The organism is Streptomyces sp. NPDC003035 (assembly GCF_042888285.1).
Classification (GTDB): Bacteria; Actinomycetota; Actinomycetes; order Streptomycetales; family Streptomycetaceae; genus Streptomyces.
In genome coordinates this window covers 1-20,840 of the sequence record NZ_JBIAPJ010000011.1, presented here as the reverse complement: position 1 = coordinate 20,840, position 20,840 = coordinate 1, and the positions used below count along the sequence as shown (strand labels likewise).

The window sequence follows — 20,840 nt, the reverse complement described above, 5'->3', positions numbered from 1 at the left end:
GATACGGTGGGCTCCTCTCCCCTGCGACGAAGGAACAGCACCACCATGCCCGAGACCCTCCGAGGCGACTGCGCGAACTGCTTCGGGCTGTGCTGCGTCGCCCTCCCGTTCGCGAAGTCGGCGGACTTCGCCGTGAACAAGGCCCCCGGCGAGCCCTGCCGGAACCTTCGGGAGGACTTCCGCTGCGGCATCCACACCGCGCTGCGGCCGAGCGGTTTCTCGGGCTGCACGGTGTACGACTGCTTCGGCGCCGGCCAGCAGGTCTCGCAGGTCACCTTCGGCGGCGTGTCCTGGCGCGAGGCGCCGGAGACCTCGGGGCAGATGTACGAGGTGTTCGCCGTGATGCGCCAGCTCCACGGCATGCTGCTCCACCTCACCCAGGCCCTCGCCCTGCCCGTGCCTCCTGCGCTCCACGGCGAGCTGCGCCGGGCCGTCGCCCGGCTGGAGGGCCTGACGCAGGGCACGGCGGAGGAGCTGGAGAAGCTGAACGTGGCCGCCGTCCGGGGCGAGGTCCACCCGCTGCTCCTCAAGGCGAGCGACCTGGTGCGGGCCACGGCGGGCGGCAAGCCCAAGAGCCGTCGGGGCGCCGATCTGATCGGGGCCCGGCTGCGCGGGGCGAAGCTGCGGGGCGCGGACCTGCGGGGCGCGCTGCTGATCGCGGCCGACCTGACGGGCGCCGATCTGTCCCTGGCCGACGTGATCGGCGCCGACCTCCGCGACGCCGATCTGTCCGGCGCGGACCTCACCGGCGCGCTGTTCCTCACCCAGCCCCAGCTGAACGCGGCCCGCGGCGACGCCTCGACCCGTCTCCCGGAGGGCTTCGAGCGTCCGGCCCACTGGGCGCGGTAGGCGCCCGGACGGATCCCTGGAGCCTGTCCGACAGGTCAGGCAATGCACCTGTGGATATTCAGCCGCCCGGACACAGGCGCTCGGTGAGGAAGGCGATTATCTCGTCGCGGGCCTGGACCGTGGGGTGGCCGGCCTCGTCCACGAGATGGGCGGTGACCACGCTGTGTGGGGTGCCGACCAGGTCGGCGAAGAAGGGCGGCGGGGCCGGGTTGGCGGCGCCGGCCGGGAGGACGCGCCCGTCGAACGCGTCGCCGAGCAGCGCGCGGTAGGCGGCGAAGCGCTGCCCCGTGCACCAGCGGTCGCCCTCGAAGCGGTAGGCGAGAACGGTGAGTCCGTCGCGGTCGAGCCGGTCCCGCACCGCGCGCGCGTCCGCCTCGTCGAGTTCGAGTCCGCCGGGGTCGTCGAGCGGCAGCGACGGGTGGTTGACCACCGGGGCGATCACCGCCGGCTCCAGGGCCATGGTGAGGGCGAAGTTGCCGGTGAAGCACAGGCCGATCGCGCCCACCCCGGGCCCACCGCACGCGGTGTGGGCCTGGCGCGCCAGGCCCCGCAGCCAGACCGTCACCGGACTGGTGCCGCCCCCGGCGAAGGCGCGGAACTCCGCGCTGACACAGGCGCGGCGGACGACCTCCCGGCCGCCCTCGACGGTGGGGAAGGCGCCGTCCGTCCCGAACAGGGACGGCACATGGACGGTGAAGCCCGCGTCCCGCACCCAGCGCGCGAGCCGCAGGACATCGGGACTGATGCCCGGCATCTCGGGCAGCACCACGACCGCGGGGCCGGACCCTGCCACGTACACCGTCTTCTCCACCCCCTTCACGGTCATGCTCCGGCGGATGAAGTCGCTGATCGGGTCGTCGTCGCTCATGGGGCCAGCCTGGTCCGGATACGCCCGCGCGGTGAGGGGCGGGATCGCCAAGGCCAGGGGTAAACTCGCCACACGTGAGGGGCGGGCGGCACGCGGTCGGCGAGACGGGGCGGAGACCCAGGGGGTACGGGAGCGATGGCGCGGGCGACATGGCAGACGGAGGACGGTGTGGGCCCGGGCGCGGGGCCGGGTGCGCTGCGGGTCGGGGTCCTGGCGTACCCAGGCTGCTTCGCGTCCGAAGTGTTCGGCGTCCCCGACCTGTTGACGATGGCCGGGCACGTCGCCGGACCGGACACGCCCGGCTACCGGGTGACGGTCGTCTCACCCCGCCGCGGGGTCACCGCCTCGGGCGGCGCGAGCCTGGACGTGCGTCCCTTGCGCGAGGTCGACGCCCTCGTGGTCCCCGGCTTCGAACTGCGCCCGGGCACGGACCTCGACGCGCGGCTCGCCCGGCTCGCCCCCGAGATCGCGGCGATCCGCGGGCAGGCCGCCGCCGGCACCGCCGTCGTCTCCCTCTGCGTCGGCGCGTTTCTGCTCGCCGAGGCGGGGCTCCTCGACGGGCGCCGGGCCACCACGTCCTGGCTGCACGCCGGCGAACTGGCCAGGCGCTGCCCGGACGCCGATGTGCGGCCCGAGCACCTGGTCGTCACCGACACAGGGGTGACGACCACAGCCGCCTTCAGCGCCATGTACGACTTCGCTCTGGACCTGATCCGCCGCCACGACGGCGCCCGGGTGGCCCGGGCTACCGCCCGGGTGGCGCTCCTCGACGACGCGCGGACCTCCCAGACCCCGTACGTCGACCCGCGGCTCCTCCCGCAGCCCGGCCGGGAGTTCTCCCAACGCGTCATGCGGCGGCTCGATCAGAACCTCGCCGAGCGGTACGACCTCGCCGCGCTCGCGGACGCCTTCCGGGTCAGCACTCGCACGCTGCTGCGCCGCTTCGCCGCAGAGACCGGGCGCAGTCCGCTGGCCCATCTGCAGGCCTCCCGGGTCCGCCGTGCCCGCCATCTTCTGGAGACCACCGACCGCACCGTCGCCGCCGTCGCCGCGGCCGTCGGCTACCAGGACCCCGGCACCTTCGCCGCCCTCTTCGCCCGCCACACCGGCCAGAGGCCGAACACCTACCGGGCCGCCTTCCGCCGCACGGACCGGACATCCGTCACGGACGGCGACGTCTAGGGCGTGTGTGATGTCGTGACCAGTTCCTGGGTTCTGTGCGCGGGGGTGATGTCCATGCGGAGACCAGCTCCATGACGATCCACGGCCGTCCGTCCGGCCCGGATATCCGGTCGTGCACGGTGATGATCCCCGGATGCTTCAGCCTCGCCGCGGCGCGCGCCTCCCGGCCGAGGCGCGCGATCCAGTTCTGCCGTTCGGCCTCGCCGAGATGTTCGGGCAACCGCAACTCCGCGCGCGGCTTGGTGCGGGCAAGCCGGCGCGGCTGTGGGGCGGGACGGTGGCCTTTCATCGCATCGGTGAGACGTCGCGATGCTCCCGGAACCACTGCGCCACCTCGTCGGCGTGGGTGTCCGGCGGAAAGACCGGGTAGAAGACGTGCTCGATCGTGGTGCCGCGCAGCACGAGGGTGAGGCGCCGGTAGAGCGTCTGGCCGTTGGCCTCGAACGTCGGGAGCTTCAGCTCGTCCGCGAGTGTGAGCCGGGGGTCGGAAAGCATCGGGTACGGCAGGTGCAGGCGGTCCACGAGCGCCTGCTGGTAGTCCGCTCGGTCCGAGGACAGGGCAAGGACGCGGTCGACGCCTTCGGCCCGTAGGGCGTCGAGGTTGTCGCGGAAGTTGCAGGCCTCCTGGCTGCAGCCCCGGGCGCCCGGGATCTCGTTCCAGCCTTCGGGGATGTCGGCGGCCGGGTCTCCGGTGAGCGGGTAGAGGAAGAGCACCCAGCGGCCGTCGGAGACCGCGTCGAGGCGGACATGGCTGCCGTCCGTGCCGCTGAACGACAGGGCGGGGAGCGTACGGCCCGGCAGGTGGTCGGCGGCCCCGTCGTCCACGGGGGTCGGCAGGCCGGCGGGCAGGGGGTCGGCTGTGGGCAGCATCGCGCGTGATTCCTTCGTCGGCTCGGTGGAAGAGGGGAAGCCTCTCCGGGCCGCCGCGTCTCGGCGGCGGATCAGCTGTTCCCGGCTGTGGGTCAGCCGGGCGACGAGAAGGTCCAGGGCGTCGATCTTCTGCTGGTAGGCGGCCAGGGACTCCACGCAGTGGTCGCCCGTGTCGTGTCCCGCGCGCAGGCACGCGAGAAATGGCCCCGTCTCCTTGGGGGTGAGGCCGAGCGCCCCAAGGCTGCGGATCTCCTCTGCCAGCCGGACGTCCTGCGCGGTGTAGTCGCGGTAGCCGTTGGTCCTACGGCCGGGGCTGAGCAGTCCGCAGTCCTCGTAGTAGCGCAGCGCCTTGACCGTCACGCCGGCTGCTGCGGCCGCTTCACCTGCACGCATGTGCACCTCCTCGTCGTCCAGAACGCTAAACCCGGACCTTGGGGGACGGGTCAAGGGGCGAAGTGGTCAGGCCCAAGGATCGGGTGAGAGCCCCGTGCCGGGTGGAGCCGGTTTCCCCGCGAAGGCGGGGTGACAGCGTCGTCGGACGTTGCGGCCGCAGCGGCCAGGAAGGCCCGGCAGCCGGCCGTCGCTCGCGGCCGGGGCGGGGTCAGCGCCGGCCGGACCCCGTGTCCGTCCCGCGCTCCGCGCGGTGCGGGCAGCGCTCGCGGCTCGGTGTCCCTAGAGGGTGACGTCCGGCTCCCGAGTGGAGTCGCCTCGGCGCAGGGCGAGAAAGATCAGCAGCGCAAAGGCGGCGAACGCGGCTGCCGTGCGGGCGTAGTTGAACGCCTCCCAGCGGGCCAGGATCTCGGCGTGATCGGGGGGTGCCGAGGTGACCGCCCACTGCTTGATGCGGCCGTTGATGGGGACGTTGCCGAGACGGGTGATCAGGAAGGACGCGACGGCGAGGAGCCCGGCCCCCGCGGCCAGGAGCCGGGAGGTGCCGCGCGTCATGGCGGCGAGCGCGAGCGCGCTGAGCGCCGACAGGGCCATGGCGCCTTGCATGGTGATGCCGTTCATCTGCATCAGCTGGGCGTGGAAGGACAGCCTCATCTCGAGCGGCACGGCGTTGAACGTCGGGACGAGGTTGGCCGCTCCGTAGCCGAAGGCCCCGGCGAGGGCGCCGGTGGACAGCAGGGCGAGGCCCTGGACGAGACGGACGCGCATGCGGATCACTCCCCCGCCCCGGATTCGGCGGGGGTGACGGACCGCGTGAGCTGCTCGGCTCGTCGCAGCAGGCCGTCGGGGGTGAACTCCGCGAACATGTGGACGCGCGTGGACACCGGTCCGGCCTTGCGCATCCGGGCGTGGATCGTGAAGCGGGTCGCGATCCGGCAGCCGTCCGCGAGCGCCTCGTCCACCTCGAACCGGAACTCCCGCAGGTTCTTGCGCACCGGGCCGAGGTGAGCGACGAGGCGGTCCCAGTCGAGCGGTATGCCGTCGGCGACCTGGACGACGTCGCGGGTGTAGAACCTGGACATGAGGTCGGAGGGGTCTTCCGAGCCGTGGACCACGGCCTCGGTGAAGGTCGTGAAGAAGTCGGCGATGAACCGCCGGGGAGGTTGCGCGTGGAGAGGGATCACCATGCTCCTGCCATGCCAGGGCTGCGCCTCGCAGCAAACTCTTACGTCGCTGTAAGATATAGCGAAGATCTATTTCTGACAAGGGTGTAAGAGTTGTCTGCTGTCGAAACCCCGGGCGAGCCGTCGCGGGGGCGCCCACGCCGCCGCGCGGACGCCGAGCGCAGCAGGGTCGCGGTGCTGGAGGCCGCGGTCCGGCTCCTGGCCGAGCGGCCCGATGCGGGAATGGCCGCCATCGCGGCCGCGGCCGGCGTGACCCGCCAGACCGTGTACGCGCACTTCGGCACCCGTGACGCGCTGCTGGACGCCGTCGTCGACCGGCTCACGGACCAGGCCATGGCCGCGATGGACGAGGCGGAAGAGAGCGGCGGTCCCGCCCTGGACCAGCTGTTGCTGCTCCAGGACATCGGCTGGCGGCAGTTCGCAGGCAATCCGGTGCTCCTCCAGCTCCCGAGCACCGCTGCCGGCGCCGCCGCCGACCAGGCTCGGCACGAGCCCGTCGCGGCCCGGCTCACCCGGCTGATCGAGAAGGGCCAGGCGTCGGGGGAGTTCGACCCCGCGCCCCCCGCCACCTGGCTGGCTGCCGCGGTCATCGCGCTCGGCCATGCGGCAGGCGACGAGGCCGGGGCCGACCGTATGTCCGTGGAAGAGGCGGCCACATGGCTACGGGCCGCCACCTTGGCCCTCCTGGGTGTCGGCCCCGAGGACGCGGCCCCCCGGGCGCCCCGCGGACATCACCGGGCAGACCCGACGTAGCCGCTCAGACCTGGGCGCCCTCCGGGACGTACACAAAGGGGGTCGTCGTGGTGAGGGCCGTGAAGCCGAGGCGCTGAAGGATGGGGCGGCTGGTGTCGGCCGCGTCGACCTGTACGAAACGGTGGCCCCGCTCGACGGCGATCCGGGTACGGAAGGCGACCAGGGCCCGGTAGAGGCCCTTGCCGCGCCAGGCTTCGACCGTGCCGCCGCCCCAGAGGCCGGCGAACTCCGTACCGGGGTACAGCTCCAGGCGCGCCGCGCTGACGGGCTCGTCGCCCGCCATGGCGAGGACGGCGGCGACGGTGTCGGGCGCGGTGGCCAGCCGGTCGAGCAGCTGGCGGCCGATGTGGGAGCTGTCGCCGCCGAACGCCCGGTCGTGGACCTCGGTGACCCGTTTCACCCCGGCCGCGTCGGTGACCCGGACCAGCTCGACGCCCTCGGGCAGGGACACGGCGGCCAGGAGCGAGGCCGCCTCGGCGACCATCAGGGTCTCCTGGTCCTCGGCGGTGAACCCGGCCGCGAGCAGCCTGGCCCCGAGGTCGGCCGGGCGGTCGTGCCCGTAGACCTTCCACTCGAAGGGCAGGCCGAGCGCGGTGAAGTGGCGGATCTGCTCGGCGACGGCCGCGTCCACGTCCGCGCCGCTCTCGTCGAGGCCGGACCAGAGGATGCCGTTCCAGGCGTGCGCCGGGCCGGTCTGACGTACGACCGGACCGACGCGCTCGACGCGCATGCCGGGCCCGTCGGGACGGGCGCCGAGGCGCAGCCGGCGGTCGTACAGGTCGCGTATCGCTTCGTGGTCCATGGGGGTCACTCCAGCACCGGCCGCCGGAGCACGGCAAACAGGTTTCCGCGCTCCGGCGGTCCGACACGACGGTCCGGCCCCGGCGGTCCGGCCCGGCGGTCACCCGGGGGCGTGGCGCAGGGGGGTGAGCTGTTCGATGTCGTAGCGGCGGCGGAGTGCCTCGACGGCGGCGTGGTCGACGTCTCCACCGGCGCCGAGGATCTCCATCAGTTCCTCGAAGTAGCGCTCGTGGTCGGGCGGCGGGGAGGCCTGGAACAGCATCCGGGCCGGCTCGCCCGTCGGGTTGGCGAAGGCGTGCGGGCAGCCGGGCGGCACGAGGATGAGGGTGCCGGGGGTGGCCCGTACGACCCGTTCGCCCGAGGCGGACTCCCAGTCCCGCCACCGGTCGGGGGTGCGGACGAGCGGCTCGAAGGCGAGGACGTCCAGCTCTCCTTCGAGGAGGTAGAAGAGCTCCTCGCTGTGGCCGTGGGTGTGGGCGCCCACGTCGAATCCGGGCGGGACCTCGACCTCGAAGGTGGAGGCGGTGGGGGTGTGCTCGCCGGTGACCTTGAACGTCACCCGCTGGGCCGCCGTCGTCAGGGTCTTTCCGTGTCCGGGCGGCACGACGAGCCCGTCGGCCGGGCGGATCGTCGTCATGGTGCCGTCCGCCCTCTCACCACGTCACCGGCAGGGTCTCGGGGCCTCTGATCAGCGCGCCGCGCTGCCAGCGGATCTCTTCCTCGGGCACGGCGAGCCGCAGCCCGGGGAACCGCTTCCAGAGGGAGTCGAGGAGGATCTCGGACTCGATGCGCGCCAGTTGGGACCCCGGGCAGTAGTGCGGTCCGTGGCCGAAGGCGACATGCGGGTTGTAGTCGCGGTCGAAGTCGAGCCGTTCCGGGTCCGGGAAGACGTCAGGGTCCCGGTTGGCGGTCAGGTACGAGACGTAGACCGGGTCGCCCGCCGGGATGAGGACGCCGCCGACCTCGACGTCCTCCAGGGCGATCCTGGACAGGCCCACCGCGTTGCGGTGCGGGATGTAGCGCAGCAGCTCGTCGACGGCCTGGGGCAGCAGGTCGGGTTCGGCGCGCAGGCGGGCGAGGTGGTCGGGGTGGGTGAGGAGGGCGTAGACCATGTTGGCGCTGTTGTTGCGCACGGCGTGCGCGCCGCCGATCTGGATCAGGACCGCGAGCCCGACGGCCTCGTGCTGCTCCAGCGTGGCGTCGTCGACGGCGTCGGCGAGTACGGCGGCGAGGGTCTCCCGCCCCGTGCCGTGGCTGCGGTCGATGAGCTCGGTGAAGTACTGGCCCATGTCGGCCTTGGCCCGCTCGCTGGCCTCGCGGCCGGCCCCGGCGGAGATGATCGTGTCGGACCATCCGGCCATCAGCGGCTGGTCGCTCTCCGGTACGCCCATCAGCTCACTGACCATGGCGAGCGGGAAGGGCCGGTTGACCATCGCCATCAGATCGGCGGGGGCGCCCTGCTCCTCCACGGCGTCGAGGAGCCGGTCCATGGTGGCCTGGGCGTGGTCGCGCAGGGACCGCAGGGCGCGGGCGCTGAAGGCACGGGCCACCACGCGTCGCATCCGGGTGTGGTCGGGCGGATCGGCGAAGCCGACGGCGCCGTCCATCGGGATGAAGTGCGGGGCGAGGCGGGTGACCTGGCGTCCCCAGACGGCCTGACGGCTGAAGCGCGGGTCGACGGAGACGAACTTGACGTCCTCGTACCGGGTCACCAGCCAGGCGTGGCCTTCGCCATGGGGCAGCCGGACCCGGGTGACGGGGTCCTCGTGGAGCAGCTTGGCGAGGAGCGGGTCGAAGTCGAGGCCGGTCAGGTCGGGCACGGCCCAGAAGTGGACGCGGGGGGTGTCGGCGGACTGGGGGGTGGCGGTGGTGGTCATGAGGCGACTTTCACGGGTGCGAGGTGGGGGGAGGGCGTGGGAGTGGTGACGGGCGGGTCGAGAGGGACCGCCTCGCGGCGGATCTCCGGGATCTCCTCGACGGGGCTCTCGCCCGTCCAGCGACCGAGGGGGGCCTCGGCGGTGGTGCCGGGGCCGAAGCCGGTGACGATGCCGGTCGAGCCGGGTGCGGGGCCGCCCGGGAAGCCGGTCTCGCGCACCTCGTAGGCGATCCGGTCCTCGCTGTCGGGCACCAGGTGGGAGCCGCTGCCCTCCAGTCGTACGCCGACGCCGCCCGTGCCGCGCACCACAAGCGCCTGTTCGACGACGGCCGGCACGCGCGCCTCGGCCCCGGATTCGTACAGGGCGTTGCGCGCCTCGAATCCGGGGTGGGCCGGCGTGCCCTCGATGGGCTCCTGGGTGATGTCGTGCTCGGGGACGGCGGGACGGCACAGGACAGGCATGACTGTCCAATTCCCGGTTCGTCCAAAGAACTTCCGACGAGACGATCAAACACACTCAATTGTGTGATCTTAAGGCAACCATGGTGCTGGGCGGGGTGCGGAGTGGAAACCCCGGGCGTCCACCCGGGGCTCCGGACCGCCGCCGAGAGGGTCAGACGCGATCAGCGACGATCATCAGGTAGTGGAAGCTGCCTTCCTTGTACGCCGTGAGGAAGGGGTCCTCAATGCCGGTCGCCACCGAGCACTTGGCCCGCAGCTCCCAGTACGGAATCGTCGCCGCCGTCAGGTCGACGACCTCGATGGGGACGAGGTTGTTCTCGGCGAGCGCGCGGAAGTACGCGCTGCGCGGGTGGATGTTGCAGGTGTAGTGCTCGTCGATGCGGCTGACGGCCTTGGAGCGCAGGCCGGTCACGTCGTTGGAGCAGCCGGTGATGCAGACGTAGCGGCCGCCGTGCTCCAGGAGCCGGGAGAACTCGTCGAAGAGCTCGAAGAGGTCCACGTACATCGTGGTCTCGTTGGTCCAGATGGCCTGGCGCGAACCGGTGGCGAAGCCGGTGTCCAGCATGTTCCGGAAGTGGAACTTCACCCGGTCGGCCACCCCGCGCTTCTCGGCCTGCGCGTTGGCGAAGCCGACCTGGTACTCGGAGATCGAGACGCCGTCGACCCGGCACCCGAAGCGCTGCTCGGCCATGATGCTGGTGCCGCCGCGGCCCGAGCCCGCGTCGAGGAGATGGTCGTCGGGCGTCCGCCTGCCCAGGTGGTCGAGGAGCAGGTCGGCCTGGGCGGTCTCCAGGCGGTGCAGCTCCTGGATGATCCGCGCGTCGCGCGTGTCCTCGGGGCCGGCGAGGACGGCGGGGTCGTAGTCGCCGATGCCGTAGTGGTGGTGGTAGAGCCCGTCGATCTCGCCGAGCCGCAGGTTCACCGGGTCCTGCTGGTTGGTGTTCCAGTAGCGGGCCACGGACTCCTGATAGGGCGTACGCAGCACGGCGGATTGCGTGGACGTGGTCATGCGCGGGATTCCTTACCTGGTGGTTCTTGTGGGGGGACAGAGGGGGGCGGGGGGTGGTGGGAGGCCACTCCGCGGTGCGGCCCCCGGCCCGCCCGGGGGCGGCGGTCACGCACGCGGACGCACCTCGACGTTCTCCAGGATGCCGATGGCGTCCGGGACGAGGACGGCGGCGGAGTAGTAGGTGGAGACGAGGTAGGAGATGATCGCCTTGTCGTCGATCCCCATGAAACGGCAGTTGAGGCCGGGCTCGATCTCGTCCGGGATCCCGGTCTGGTGCAGGCCGATGACGCCCTCGTTGTTCTCGCCGGTCCGCATCGCGATGATCGAAGAGGTCTGGTGCTCGCTGACGCCGATCTTGCCGCAGGGCAGGATCGGGACCCCGCGCCAGGCCGGGATGGCATGCCCGTCCACGTCGACGGAACCGAGCATCAGCCCCCGCTTGTTGCACTCCTTGCCGAAGGCGGCGATGGCCCGGGGGTGGGCGAAGAAGTACTGCGTGCCGCGGCGCATGCTCAGCAGGTCGTCGAGGTCGTCCGGAGTGGGCGGGCCCGAGTGGGTCTGGATGCGCTGGTCGTAGTCCGTGTTGTTGAGCAGCCCGAACTCCGGGTTGTTGACCAGCTCGTACTCCTGCCGTTCGCGCAGCTCCTGGATGGTCAGGCGCAACTGCTGCTGCGTCTGGTTCATCGGCTGGTTGTAGAGGTCGGCGACCCGGCTGTGCACCTTCAGGACGGTCTGGGCGACACTCAGCTCGTACTCGCGCGGCTTGAGTTCGTAGTCCGCGAAGGCGCCCGGCAGCACGGCCTCGCCGACGTGGCCCGCGCTCAGCTCGATGGCCGCCTCGCCCGCCTTGTTGGTGGGCCGGCGGTGGCCGTTGGACCCGAGGCCCTGGACATGGGCACGCAGGTTCTCGTACTGGTCCGCGACGGCCTTGTACGCCGTCTGTGGCAGGGCCAGGATCGTGACGGCGGTCGTCGCCTTGGCCGTGAACTCCCACTTGCCGTCCCCGGCGAGGACCTGACCGCCGAAGGTGTCGCCGTCGCCGAGCCGACCGAGCAGGGTCTCGTCGCCGTACTTGCCGGTGCCGATCTTCTCGACCTTGCCGTGGGCGATCAGATAGACGTGGTCGGCCTTCTTGCCGGAGTGCACGATGACCTGGCCGGGCTCGTACTCCTTCTGTACGAACCGGTCGGCGAGCGCGCCGAGCGCGGTCGGGTCGTCGAAGCCGCGCAGCAGGGGCAGCTCGGCCAGCTCGGCCGGGATGACCTGGACCTTGGAGCCGTTCTTGATGAAGGTCACCCGGCCGTCGCCGACCACGTACGACAGGCGACGGTTGACGCGGTACGTTCCGCCGGGCGTGTGGACCCAGGGCAGCTTGCGCATCAGCCAGCGGGAGCTGATGCCCTGCATCTGGGGTTCGGACTTGGTGGTGGTCGCGAGGTTGCGCGCCGCCGCGGTGCTGAGGCTGAGCTGGATCTGGTGTACCTCGGCGGTGGGGGCGGGCGCGGGTGTCGCCGGCGCTGTGTCGACCGACATGGGCTGACTCCGTTCGTGGACTTTCGGCTTTCGTCACTCTCCGCACACAGGTGTAACGCATTGTTGCCGATGTCATATGCAGGTGCCGTTCCGTGCCGGAGCGCCCGGCGGCGGGGGGCGCCCTTCGAGCGCCGTGCGCGCTCCGCCGTCCGGCCGAGCGCGAAAAATCGGCGCCGCCCTCTTGCCACGGGCCGGGTGCGACCGGATTGACTGGGTGCGGTAAGGATCTACCGAATGATCGGTAGGCGTATGTCAGAGCTTCAGGGCTCAGGCGCTCAGGGCTTCAGGGCGTTCGGACGGGAGTGGACGGCACATGGCGGATCTGCGGGACAGCGGCGAACGGCTCGGACGCGCGGAGCTGGAGGCGCTCCAGCTGGAGCGCCTGCGGGCCACCCTGCGCCACGCGTACGAGAACGTGGCCTTCTACCGGCAGTCCTTCGACAGGGCGGGGATCCGTCCCGAGGACTGTCGCTCGCTCGCCGACCTCGCCCTCTTCCCGTTCACCGCCAAGACCGATCTGCGGGACCACTACCCCTTCGGCATGTTCGCCGTCGACCAGTCCCAGATCCGGCGCATCCACGCCTCCAGCGGCACCACCGGCCGGCCGACGGTCGTCGGCTACACCCAGCGCGACCTGGACACCTGGGCCGACGTCGTCGCCCGCTCCCTCCGCGCGGCCGGCGCCCGCCCCGGTCACAAGGTCCATGTGGCCTACGGCTACGGCCTCTTCACGGGCGGCCTCGGCGCGCACTACGGCGCCGAACGGCTCGGCTGCACGGTCATCCCGGCCTCCGGCGGCATGACGGCCCGCCAGGTCCAGCTGATCCAGGACTTCCGGCCCGAGATCATCATGGTGACGCCCTCGTACATGCTCACCCTGCTCGACGAGTTCGAACGCCAGGGCATCGATCCGCGGTCCACCTCGCTCGAGGTCGGCGTCTTCGGCGCCGAGCCGTGGACGGAGGCGATGCGGCGGGAGATCGAGGAGCGGTGCGCTCTCGACGCCGTCGACATCTACGGGCTCTCCGAGGTCATGGGACCGGGCGTCGCGCAGGAGTGCGTCGAGACGAAGGACGGCCTGCACATCTGGGAGGACCACTTCTACCCAGAGATCGTGGACCCGTTCACGGGCGAGGTGCTGCCGGACGGTGAGGAGGGCGAGCTGGTCTTCACCTCGCTCACCAAGGAGGCCATGCCCGTCGTCCGCTACCGCACCCGGGACCTGACGCGGCTGCTGCCGGGCACGGCGCGGGTGTTCCGGCGGATGGAGAAGGTCACCGGACGCAGTGACGACATGGTCATCCTGCGCGGGGTGAACCTCTTCCCCACCCAGATCGAGGAGATCGTGCTGCGCACGCCCGGCGTGGCCCCGCACTTCCAGCTGCGGCTGACGCGCGAGGGACGGCTGGACGCGATGACAGTACGGGCCGAGGCGCGGCCGGGGGCGACACCCGAGCAGCGCGCCGAGGCGGCGCGGCGGATCGCGCGGTCGGTCAAGGACGGGATCGGTGTCTCGGTCGGGGTCGAGGTGGTCGACCCCGAGACGCTGGAGCGGTCGGTGGGCAAGATCAAGCGGATCGTGGACCTGCGGGATCGGGAGTCCTGAGCGGCGGACTCAGGCGTCCTGACCTGCGGGCAGGAGTCCTGACCCGCAAGCTCAGGAGTCCTGAGCGGCGGCGAATCGGTCGCGCAGCTCCCGCTTCAGGATCTTCCCGCTGGCGTTGCGCGGCAGTTCGTCGACGAACAGGACCTTCTTCGGAGCCTTGAAGTGAGCGAGCCTCTCGCGGGCGTGGGCGAGGAGTTCGTCCTCGGTGACCTCGGTCTTGGGGACGACGACGGCGGTGACCGCCTCGATCCAGCGCTCGTCGGGCAGACCGACGACGGCGACCTCGGCGACGCCCGGATGGGTGTAGAGAGCGTCCTCGACCTGGCGGGAGGCGACCAGCACTCCCCCGGAGTTGATGACGTCCTTCACCCGGTCCACGACCGTGTAGTAGCCCTCCGCGTCACGCACCGCGAGATCGCCGGAGCGGAACCATCCACCCCGGAAGGCCTCCCGCGTCTCGTCCGGCTTGTCCCAGTAGCCGTCGCACAGCTGCGGTGAGCGGTAGACGATCTCGCCCGGGGTGCCGTCCGGGACCTCCTCGCCGTGCTCGTCGACGACCTTGGCCTCGACGAAGCGGACCGGCTTTCCGCAGGACTCCATCCGGCCCTCGTGCTCGTCGGGGCCGAGGACGGTGGCGAGCGGGCCGATCTCACTCTGCCCGAAGCAGTTGTAGAAGCGAAGGCCGGGCAGCCGGCCGCGCAGCCGTTCCAGGACGGGCACCGGCATGATCGAGGCGCCGTAGTACGCCTTGCGCAGCCCGGAGAGGTCGCGTCCGGCGAACTCGGGGTGGTGGGACAGACCGATCCAGACGGTCGGCGGCGCGAAGAGGCTGTCGGCGCGGCCCGCCTCGATCAGGTCGAAGAGCACCTTCGGATCGGGGCCGTCGACGATGGTGTTCTCCGCGCCGACCGCGAGGTACGGCAGCAGGAAGACGTGCATCTGCGCCGAGTGGTAGAGCGGCAGCGAGTGGACCGGCTTGTCGTCCTCGTGCAGGTCGAGCGCCTCGATGGCGCTGGCGTACTCGTGGACGAGGGCGCGGTGGGTCATCCTGGCGCCCTTGGGCAGCGCGGTCGTCCCGGAGGTGTAGAGCAGCTGGACGTACTCGCGGGCGTCACGGTCGGTGTCGTACGTGTCCGGCTCGGCGAGGGCCGCGAGGAACGAGTCGTCGGTGTCCCGCAGGGCCCGTACGGGCAGGTCGGCGGGGACGCGGCCGGCCGGCGCGGGGTCGGCGAGGACGAGTGAACTGCCGGACTGGCGCAGGATGTAGTCGAGGTCGTCGCCGGTGAGGTGGTGGTTGACCGGGACATGGATCAGGTCCGCGCGCGAGCAGGCGAGGAAGGCGATCAGATAGGCGTCGGAGTTGTGCCCGTAGGTCGCGACGCGGGCGCGCTCCTCCAGCCCGTACCGCTCCCGCAGCACGGCGGCCGCGGTGGTCACGGCCGCGTCCAGCTCCGCGTAGGTCCAGGAGCGGTCGGCGTACCGTACGGCGATCCGCTCGGGGGTGCGCTGCGCGCTCATGCGCAGGACGCCGTCGACGGTCCGGGTGAGGAGTCGTTCCATGGCTGGATCCTCGGTGCGCCCGGAGGGGCGGGTCAAGTACCGGGACGCCCGCATGGCGTCGGACCTCGGATACCGAACGGCATGTTGACAAAGCAAGCGCTCAGCTGCGTGCATGGTCCAACCCGCAATCACCACCCCTCTGTTGGGAGGCACGTTGCACTTCCGCACCCGCCTGAGGCACCTCGTGCTCGCCGGCGCGGCCCTCGCCACCGTCACGGCGTCGCTGCCCGCCGCGGCCGTCGCCGACTCCGGCGAACGCCACCACCGCCCGTCGGACCGGGGCCTGTCGGCGGTCATCCGGTACACCGAGTACGGCATCCCGCACATCGTCGCCAAGGACTACGCGAACCTGGGCTTCGGCACCGGCTGGGCCCAGGCCGCCGACCAGATATGCACGCTCGCCGACGGCTTCGTGACCGTGAACGGCGAGCGCTCCCGCTGGTTCGGTCCCGACGGTGCGCCGGACGGCTCGCTGTCCTCCGCCACCAGGAACCTCTCCAGCGATCTGTACTTCCGTGGGGTACGGGAGGCGGGCACGGTCGAGAGCCTGCTGCGCACCCCCGCCCCGGCCGGTCCCAGCGCCCGGCTCAAGGAGCTGATGCGGGGCTGGGCGGCCGGCTACAACGCCTGGCTGAAGCAGAACCGGATCACCGACCCCGCCTGCGAGGATGCCGCCTGGGTCCGGCCGGTGACCCCACTCGACGTCGCCCGGCGCGGGTTCGCGGTCTCCGTGCTCGGCGGTCAGGGACGCGGCATCGACGGCATCACGGCCGCCCAGCCTCCCGCCTCGCCCTCGGCGGCGACCACGACCACGGCCCCCGACCCCGCTCGTACGGCCGAGGCGGCCCGCGAACTGTTCGCGGCCGAGAACGCCACCATGGGTTCCAACGCCGTCGCGTTCCAGGGCAGTACGACGGCGAACGGACGCGGGCTGCTGCTCGGCAATCCGCACTACCCGTGGCAGGGCGGCCGCCGGTTCTGGCAGTCGCAGCAAACGATTCCCGGCGAGCTGAACGTCTCCGGCGGCTCGCTGCTCGGGACGACCGTCGTCAACATCGGCTTCAACGACAAGGTCGCCTGGAGCCACACGGTCGCGACCGGTGTCACTCTCAATCTTCACCAGCTCACGCTCGACCCGGCCGACCCGACCGCCTATCTGGTCGACGGGAAGCCGGAGAAGATGACACGGCGAACCGTCACCGTGCCGGTGAAGGACGGCGCGCCCGTCACCCGTACGCAGTGGTGGACCCGGTACGGCCCTGTCGTCACCGGGCTCGGGGCGCAGTTGCCGCTGCCCTGGACCGCCACGACGGCGTACGCGCTCAACGACCCGAACGCCACCAACATGCGCGGCTCCGACACCGCGCTCGGCTTCGCCCGGTCCCGCTCGACGGCGGACATCCTCGACACCCTGCGCCGCGTCCAGGGCCTGCCCTGGGTGAACACCATCGCGGCCGACGCGGCCGGAAACTCCCTCTTCACTCAGTCGCAGGTACTCCCCCGGATCACCGACGACCTCGCACAGCGCTGCTCCACTCCGCTGGGCCGGGCGACGTACCCGGCCTCGGGGGTGGCCGTCCTGGACGGTTCACGGACCGACTGCGCGCTCGGATCGGACCCGGACGCGGTCCAGCCCGGCGTCTTCGGACCGTCGAAGATGCCGGTACTGCGCAACGCCCCGTACGTCGGGAACTCCAACGACAGCGCCTGGCTGACCAACGCGGACCGGCCGCTGACCGGCTACGAGCGGGTCTTCGGCACGATCGCCACCCCGCGCTCGCTGCGTACCCGCGGCGGGATCGAGGATGTCGCGGCGATGGCGGAGCGCGGCCGGCTGACGGTCGCCGACCTCCAGAAGCAGCAGTTCGCCAACCGGGCCCCGGCCGGCGATCTGGCCGCGGCCGACGCGGCGACAGCGTGCACGACCGTGCTGCCCGGTGACCCGGAGGCCTGTCGGGTCATCGGCGCCTGGGACCGTACGGTGAACACGGACAGCAGGGGCGCGCTGCTGTTCGACCGGTTCTGGCGGAAGTTCGTCGGGGCCGTCCCGCTCGCCGAACAGTGGAAGGTGCCGTTCTCGGCCGCCGACCCGGTCCGCACGCCGAACACCCTGAACACCGCCTCGCCCGGCTTCGCCAAGGCGCTGACGGACGCGGTGGCCGAACTGCGGGCGGCCGGCATCCCGCTGGACGCGCCACTCGGCGCGCACCAGTTCGTCGTACGGAACGGGGCACGCATCCCGGTCAGCGGCGGCACGGAATCGCTGGGCATCTGGAACAAGACCGAGCCCGTGTGGAACCCGGCCGGCGGCGGCTACACGGAGGTGGCGCACGGGACGAGCCATGTCCAGGCGGTGGGCTGGGACGGCAGCGGCTGCCCGGTGGCCCGCACGCTCCTGACGTACTCCCAGTCCTCGAACTCCCGGTCGCCGCACTACAGCGACCAGACCGAGCTGTACGCGGGCGAGCGCTGGGTGACGTCACGCTTCTGCGAGAAGGACATCCTGCGGTCGCCGCAGCTGAGGGTGGTGCGCGTCAGGGACTGAACGACAGGAACACGAAGGCGGCGAAGATCGAGAGGTGCACGCCGCCCTGGAGGAGCGTGGCCCGTCCGGGCACCACGGTCAGGGCGCTCACCGCGGCGGTGAGCACCAGCAGGACCATGTGGACGGGCCCGACACCCAGCACCAGGGGACCGGACAGCCAGATCGACGCGAGCGCGATCGCCGGGATCGTCAGGCCGATGCTGGCGATCGCGGAGCCGTAGGCCAGGTTGAGGCTGGTCTGCATCCGGTCCCGGCGCGCGGCGCGCACGGCGGCGAGGGTCTCGGGGAGCAGCACCATCAGCGCGATGATCACGCCGACGACGGCCTTCGGCAGACCCGCGGACTCGACACCGTCCTCGATGGTCGGCGAGACGAGCTTGGCCAGGCCCACGACGGCGACGAGCGCCAGGACGAGAAGGCCGAGACTCGCCCAGGTCTGCCGGTCGGTCGGCGGATCGGCGTGGTCCTCCTCGGACTCCTGGCCCTCGCGCGCCACGGGCAGGAAGTAGTCGCGGTGCCGGAAGGTCTGGACGGCGACGAACACCCCGTACAGACAGAGGGAGGCGACGGCGGCGAAGACGAGCTGCGCGCCGGAGAACTCGGGGCCGGGCCGGCTCGTCGTGAAGGTGGGCAGGACCAGGGTCATGGTCGCGAGCGTGCAGACCGTGGCGAGCGCGCCTCCCGAGCCCTCGGCGTTGAAGACGGCGACGCGGTTGCGCAGGGCGCCCATGACCAGGGAGAGACCGACGATCCCGTTGCAGGTGATCATGACGGCCGCGAAGACGGTGTCGCGGGCGTAGGTGGAGGCCTTGTCGCCGCCGCCCGCCATCAGGGTGACGATCAGTCCGACCTCGATGACCGTGACGGCGACGGCGAGGACGAGCGAGCCGAAGGGCTCGCCCACGCGGTGGGCGACGACCTCGGCGTGGTGGACGGCGGCGAGCACCGCCGCGATGAGACAGACCGCGATGAGTCCGACGGCGAACCCGGGCAGATCGCGTCCCCACGCGAGCCCGAGGGCGACGGCCGCCACGACCGGTCCCCACGTCGTCCACTGCCGTGCCAGACCCGCCGTACTCGAACTCATGCCCTGCATCCTGCCATATAAGGGGGCATTCGCCGGACTTGCGGGGGTTGCCACCGGCTCCCCACCCCGCCTCACCGCGCAAGATCATCGAGGAGCAGAATGGGCCCTATGTCGATATCGAACACTCCGAGGACGGCGACGATCGACGACGCGCCGCTGGTCGGTCGCACGCTGACCCGCGCCTTCGGCGACGACCCGATGATGCGCTGGTTCTTCCCCGACGACGCCTCGCGCGAGGCGGGCCTGGAACGGTACTTCAGCACGCTCTTCACCCGGCAGTACGTGCACCACGCGGTGTGCGAGCGCACCGAGGCCGCGGCCGCCTTCTGGGTGCCGCCGGAGGCGCAGGCCAAGGCCGTTCCGGACGAGGAGACCGTCCAGGAGCTGCGGACGATCCTCGGCGACCGGGCTCCCCTGTTCGGGGAGGCCGTCGAGAACGCCGCCCGGCACACGCCCCGGCAGCCGCACTGGTACCTCGCGGTGATCGGCGCCGACCCTGCCACCCAGGGCCAGGGGCACGGGGCCGCTCTGCTGCGCTCGGGGCTGGCGAAGGCCGACGCGGCGGGCATGCCCGCCTACCTGGAGTCCTCCAAACCGTCCAACCTGCCCTTCTACGAGCACTTCGGCTTCACCGTGCGCGAGAAGCTGCGCCTTCCGGGGAACGGGCCGGAGCTGTGGGCGATGTGGCGCGCACCGCGCCGTCCCACGGACTCGTAGCAGCCACGTCGGGGCAGCGGAGGGTGTCGCCGGTCACGGGGGCACCTTCGGCCGTGTTGCGGTCGTAGGTGACGGTCCTGACCTCGACGGGTCGAGTGCCGACGGCTACATCGATGAACCTGTCGTGGTGGGCGACGGGCTCGATGCGGGCGGCGGGCAGGGCCGCCGCGAGAGTGGCCGCTTCCGCCTCCCGGCCGGGGGCATGCCTGATGACGGGCGGGCCCTCGGGACGTACGACCGGCGCGGAGTGCGAGGTGTCGGTGACGGCGAATCCGTTACGGCGCAAGGCATCGGCGACCGTCGGCTCGTCCACGCGAACCGCGATGAAGGCCGGGTTGATCGTGACCGGGGTCTCCGGAACGGGCTGGATGCGCGGGTCCCCCGTGAGGGGGCGGTCCGCCCGCAGCGCGTTCCACAGAGCCGCGGAGCGGGCCTCGTCCCACACCAGGGTGGAACCCACTCCGGGCACACGGTGGTCGAAGAGCCGGATCGGGACCGTGGCGAGCTCGATGTCCTCCGGCCGGAGCCGGCCGAGCGCCCAGCCGACCCGGACCAGGTCGTGCCATTTCGTGCGGTCGTCGGTGCGGACGGACCGCAGCAGGGTCCGCACCGTGCGCGCCGTGTCGGCCGGGCCCGACAGGGCACCTTCGGCTCTGAGTCGGGCCAGCAGGTCGTTCACCAGGCGTTGCTGGCGACGGACCCGGCCGAGGTCTCCGGGCGGTGTGAGGTGCCGGGCCCGGACGTAGCGCAGCGCGCCGTTTCCGTCGGCGCGGTGGGTGCCGGCCGGCAGGTCGAGTCCGGAGCCCTTGTCCTTCAGAGGCTTGTCCGTGCAGACGGTCGCCCCGCCGAGGTCGTCGACGGCCTGTTCGAAGCCGGTGAACCCGGTCTCCACGTAGTGGTCGACGCGCAGGCCGGTGACGTGCTCGACGGTTCGTACGGTCAGGGGGCCCGCCCCGCGCGCGTACGCCCCGTTGATCTTTCCGAAGCGGGCCGGCCCGGCAGCGGCGGTCGTCGCCGGGTCGGCGGCGTACTGGACGTAGGAATCCCGGGGGATGGAGACGATACTGGCCCGCCGCTCGTCCGCGGAGAGATGGACGAGCATCATCACGTCCGTGCAGTTGCAGCCCTTCCCTCCCGCGTGGAGACGCTCTTTCTCGGCGGCGGAAAGCCCCGCGCGGCTGTCGATGCCGACGACGAGAAGGGTGGTGCCACGGCCGTCCGGGCCGCCGCCGAGCGACTTCTGCGCGTCGGAGACCGCCCGCGAGCCCGCGAAGGTGCCACCGGCGAGGGTCGCCAGCAACGTGAGAGCAACGGTGATTCGACGCAACGCGCATCCTCGGGAAGAGTGCCAGAGCTCCGGATCGTGACGGTACAGGGACTCGTTCCGGCCCCCGTCGCGCACACGACCGACCGGCGCGAGGACTACCCGGTTGGCGCGACTCGCGGGGGCGGGCTAGGGGGTGTCTTGTCGATCAGGCCGGATCAGGGAGCGGGGTCTGGTGCCGTGGATCGCAAGGCGGAGGAGGGAGACAACGCGGAGCGTTGGCG

The 20,840-nt window shown here is 71.7% G+C and carries 18 protein-coding genes and 1 pseudogene; 6 read left to right on the top strand and 13 right to left on the bottom strand.

What is annotated here, in order from left to right; genetic code table 11:
- The first annotated feature begins 45 nt into the window (after positions 1 to 45).
- Positions 46 to 849 (top strand): pentapeptide repeat-containing protein, encoded by an 804-nt coding sequence (locus ACFYV5_RS30300; RefSeq protein ID WP_355112744.1) that lies wholly within the window; start codon positions 46 to 48, stop codon positions 847 to 849.
- Between the two features lie 58 nt (positions 850 to 907).
- On the opposite strand, the gene ACFYV5_RS30295 is transcribed toward ACFYV5_RS30300, so the two are convergent.
- On the bottom strand, positions 908 to 1,717 hold the full coding sequence (locus tag ACFYV5_RS30295) for a dienelactone hydrolase family protein (protein ID WP_389173615.1): 810 nt from the start codon (positions 1,715 to 1,717) through the stop codon (positions 908 to 910).
- 135 nt (positions 1,718 to 1,852) lie between these two features.
- Between ACFYV5_RS30295 and ACFYV5_RS30290 the strand changes: the two genes are divergently transcribed.
- Complete coding sequence (locus ACFYV5_RS30290; RefSeq protein ID WP_389173613.1) at positions 1,853 to 2,899, top strand: GlxA family transcriptional regulator; 1,047 nt, start codon at positions 1,853 to 1,855, stop codon at positions 2,897 to 2,899.
- A gap of 285 nt (positions 2,900 to 3,184) precedes the next feature.
- Here the strand turns inward: ACFYV5_RS30290 and ACFYV5_RS30285 are convergent, their stop codons facing one another.
- The 3 genes from ACFYV5_RS30285 to ACFYV5_RS30275 form a co-directional block, all read right to left on the bottom strand.
- On the bottom strand, positions 3,185 to 4,162 hold the full coding sequence (locus tag ACFYV5_RS30285) for a MerR family transcriptional regulator (protein ID WP_389173611.1): 978 nt from the start codon (positions 4,160 to 4,162) through the stop codon (positions 3,185 to 3,187).
- Positions 4,163 to 4,441: 279 nt separating this feature from the next.
- Positions 4,442 to 4,927, bottom strand: a complete 486-nt coding sequence (locus ACFYV5_RS30280; protein ID WP_355112735.1) for an anthrone oxygenase family protein — start codon at positions 4,925 to 4,927, stop codon at positions 4,442 to 4,444.
- Positions 4,928 to 4,932: 5 nt separating this feature from the next.
- Complete coding sequence (locus tag ACFYV5_RS30275) at positions 4,933 to 5,346, bottom strand: nuclear transport factor 2 family protein (protein WP_389173608.1); 414 nt, start codon at positions 5,344 to 5,346, stop codon at positions 4,933 to 4,935.
- A 90-nt stretch (positions 5,347 to 5,436) separates the two neighbouring features.
- Here ACFYV5_RS30275 and ACFYV5_RS30270 point away from each other — a divergent pair, with 90 nt between their 5' ends.
- The gene (locus tag ACFYV5_RS30270; protein WP_389173606.1) at positions 5,437 to 6,096 is read left to right on the top strand and encodes a TetR/AcrR family transcriptional regulator; all 660 of its coding nucleotides are present in this window, start codon (positions 5,437 to 5,439) and stop codon (positions 6,094 to 6,096) included.
- Positions 6,097 to 6,100: 4 nt separating this feature from the next.
- Here ACFYV5_RS30270 and ACFYV5_RS30265 read toward each other — a convergent pair whose 3' ends face one another.
- The 6 genes and pseudogenes from ACFYV5_RS30265 to ACFYV5_RS30240 all read right to left on the bottom strand — a co-directional run bounded on the left by ACFYV5_RS30265 (position 6,101) and on the right by ACFYV5_RS30240 (position 11,777).
- Positions 6,101 to 6,898: a GNAT family N-acetyltransferase gene (locus tag ACFYV5_RS30265; RefSeq protein ID WP_389173604.1), complete on the bottom strand. Its 798-nt coding sequence runs from the start codon at positions 6,896 to 6,898 to the stop codon at positions 6,101 to 6,103.
- 99 nt (positions 6,899 to 6,997) lie between these two features.
- Positions 6,998 to 7,534, bottom strand: a complete 537-nt coding sequence (locus ACFYV5_RS30260; RefSeq protein WP_355112728.1) for a cupin domain-containing protein — start codon at positions 7,532 to 7,534, stop codon at positions 6,998 to 7,000.
- A 16-nt stretch (positions 7,535 to 7,550) separates the two neighbouring features.
- The gene (locus ACFYV5_RS30255; protein ID WP_389173601.1) at positions 7,551 to 8,774 is read right to left on the bottom strand and encodes a cytochrome P450; all 1,224 of its coding nucleotides are present in this window, start codon (positions 8,772 to 8,774) and stop codon (positions 7,551 to 7,553) included.
- Between the two features lie 200 nt (positions 8,775 to 8,974).
- Positions 8,975 to 9,088 (bottom strand): annotated as a pseudogene (locus tag ACFYV5_RS30250) (type III polyketide synthase); the annotation flags it as partial.
- A 298-nt stretch (positions 9,089 to 9,386) separates the two neighbouring features.
- Positions 9,387 to 10,244 carry a geranyl diphosphate 2-C-methyltransferase gene (locus ACFYV5_RS30245; RefSeq protein WP_389173599.1) on the bottom strand — a complete coding sequence of 286 codons (858 nt, stop codon included), beginning with the start codon at positions 10,242 to 10,244 and terminating at the stop codon, positions 9,387 to 9,389.
- A gap of 105 nt (positions 10,245 to 10,349) precedes the next feature.
- A complete protein-coding gene (locus tag ACFYV5_RS30240) occupies positions 10,350 to 11,777 on the bottom strand; it encodes a family 2B encapsulin nanocompartment shell protein (RefSeq protein WP_355112723.1) in 1,428 nt (475 codons plus the stop codon).
- 313 nt (positions 11,778 to 12,090) lie between these two features.
- Between ACFYV5_RS30240 and paaK the strand changes: the two genes are divergently transcribed.
- Positions 12,091 to 13,383: a phenylacetate--CoA ligase PaaK gene (gene paaK / locus ACFYV5_RS30235; RefSeq protein WP_389173596.1), complete on the top strand. Its 1,293-nt coding sequence runs from the start codon at positions 12,091 to 12,093 to the stop codon at positions 13,381 to 13,383.
- A 51-nt stretch (positions 13,384 to 13,434) separates the two neighbouring features.
- Here paaK and ACFYV5_RS30230 read toward each other — a convergent pair whose 3' ends face one another.
- Complete coding sequence (locus ACFYV5_RS30230; protein WP_355112720.1) at positions 13,435 to 14,943, bottom strand: fatty acyl-CoA synthetase; 1,509 nt, start codon at positions 14,941 to 14,943, stop codon at positions 13,435 to 13,437.
- Positions 14,944 to 15,097: 154 nt separating this feature from the next.
- Here ACFYV5_RS30230 and ACFYV5_RS30225 point away from each other — a divergent pair, with 154 nt between their 5' ends.
- The gene (locus ACFYV5_RS30225) at positions 15,098 to 17,488 is read left to right on the top strand and encodes a penicillin acylase family protein (RefSeq protein WP_389173998.1); all 2,391 of its coding nucleotides are present in this window, start codon (positions 15,098 to 15,100) and stop codon (positions 17,486 to 17,488) included.
- Here ACFYV5_RS30225 and ACFYV5_RS30220 read toward each other — a convergent pair.
- Complete coding sequence (locus ACFYV5_RS30220) at positions 17,478 to 18,575, bottom strand: ionic transporter y4hA (RefSeq protein WP_355112718.1); 1,098 nt, start codon at positions 18,573 to 18,575, stop codon at positions 17,478 to 17,480. The two genes, ACFYV5_RS30225 and ACFYV5_RS30220, sit on opposite strands and share 11 nt — an antisense overlap.
- 108 nt (positions 18,576 to 18,683) lie before the next feature.
- Between ACFYV5_RS30220 and ACFYV5_RS30215 the strand changes: the two genes are divergently transcribed.
- Positions 18,684 to 19,292, top strand: a complete 609-nt coding sequence (locus ACFYV5_RS30215; protein WP_389173594.1) for a GNAT family N-acetyltransferase — start codon at positions 18,684 to 18,686, stop codon at positions 19,290 to 19,292.
- Here ACFYV5_RS30215 and ACFYV5_RS30210 read toward each other — a convergent pair.
- Positions 19,204 to 20,619, bottom strand: a complete 1,416-nt coding sequence (locus ACFYV5_RS30210; RefSeq protein ID WP_389173592.1) for an LCP family protein — start codon at positions 20,617 to 20,619, stop codon at positions 19,204 to 19,206. The genes ACFYV5_RS30215 and ACFYV5_RS30210 overlap by 89 nt on opposite strands.
- Positions 20,620 to 20,840: the final 221 nt, after the last annotated feature.

What these genes read in the sequence shown, in the direction of transcription:
- ACFYV5_RS30220 (WP_355112718.1), bottom strand. Translation starts at nt 18,575, where the DNA reads ATGAGTTCGAGTACGGCGGGTCTGGCACGGCAGTGGACGACGTGGGGA.
- ACFYV5_RS30255 (WP_389173601.1), bottom strand. Translation starts at nt 8,774, where the DNA reads ATGACCACCACCGCCACCCCCCAGTCCGCCGACACCCCCCGCGTCCAC.
- ACFYV5_RS30230 (WP_355112720.1), bottom strand. Translation starts at nt 14,943, where the DNA reads ATGGAACGACTCCTCACCCGGACCGTCGACGGCGTCCTGCGCATGAGC.
- ACFYV5_RS30265 (WP_389173604.1), bottom strand. Translation starts at nt 6,898, where the DNA reads ATGGACCACGAAGCGATACGCGACCTGTACGACCGCCGGCTGCGCCTC.
- ACFYV5_RS30285 (WP_389173611.1), bottom strand. Translation starts at nt 4,162, where the DNA reads ATGCGTGCAGGTGAAGCGGCCGCAGCAGCCGGCGTGACGGTCAAGGCG.
- ACFYV5_RS30290 (WP_389173613.1), top strand. Translation starts at nt 1,853, where the DNA reads ATGGCGCGGGCGACATGGCAGACGGAGGACGGTGTGGGCCCGGGCGCG.
- ACFYV5_RS30240 (WP_355112723.1), bottom strand. Translation starts at nt 11,777, where the DNA reads ATGTCGGTCGACACAGCGCCGGCGACACCCGCGCCCGCCCCCACCGCC.
- ACFYV5_RS30280 (WP_355112735.1), bottom strand. Translation starts at nt 4,927, where the DNA reads ATGCGCGTCCGTCTCGTCCAGGGCCTCGCCCTGCTGTCCACCGGCGCC.
- paaK (WP_389173596.1), top strand. Translation starts at nt 12,091, where the DNA reads ATGGCGGATCTGCGGGACAGCGGCGAACGGCTCGGACGCGCGGAGCTG.
- ACFYV5_RS30260 (WP_355112728.1), bottom strand. Translation starts at nt 7,534, where the DNA reads ATGACGACGATCCGCCCGGCCGACGGGCTCGTCGTGCCGCCCGGACAC.
- ACFYV5_RS30275 (WP_389173608.1), bottom strand. Translation starts at nt 5,346, where the DNA reads ATGGTGATCCCTCTCCACGCGCAACCTCCCCGGCGGTTCATCGCCGAC.
- ACFYV5_RS30295 (WP_389173615.1), bottom strand. Translation starts at nt 1,717, where the DNA reads ATGAGCGACGACGACCCGATCAGCGACTTCATCCGCCGGAGCATGACC.
- ACFYV5_RS30245 (WP_389173599.1), bottom strand. Translation starts at nt 10,244, where the DNA reads ATGACCACGTCCACGCAATCCGCCGTGCTGCGTACGCCCTATCAGGAG.
- ACFYV5_RS30215 (WP_389173594.1), top strand. Translation starts at nt 18,684, where the DNA reads ATGTCGATATCGAACACTCCGAGGACGGCGACGATCGACGACGCGCCG.
- ACFYV5_RS30300 (WP_355112744.1), top strand. Translation starts at nt 46, where the DNA reads ATGCCCGAGACCCTCCGAGGCGACTGCGCGAACTGCTTCGGGCTGTGC.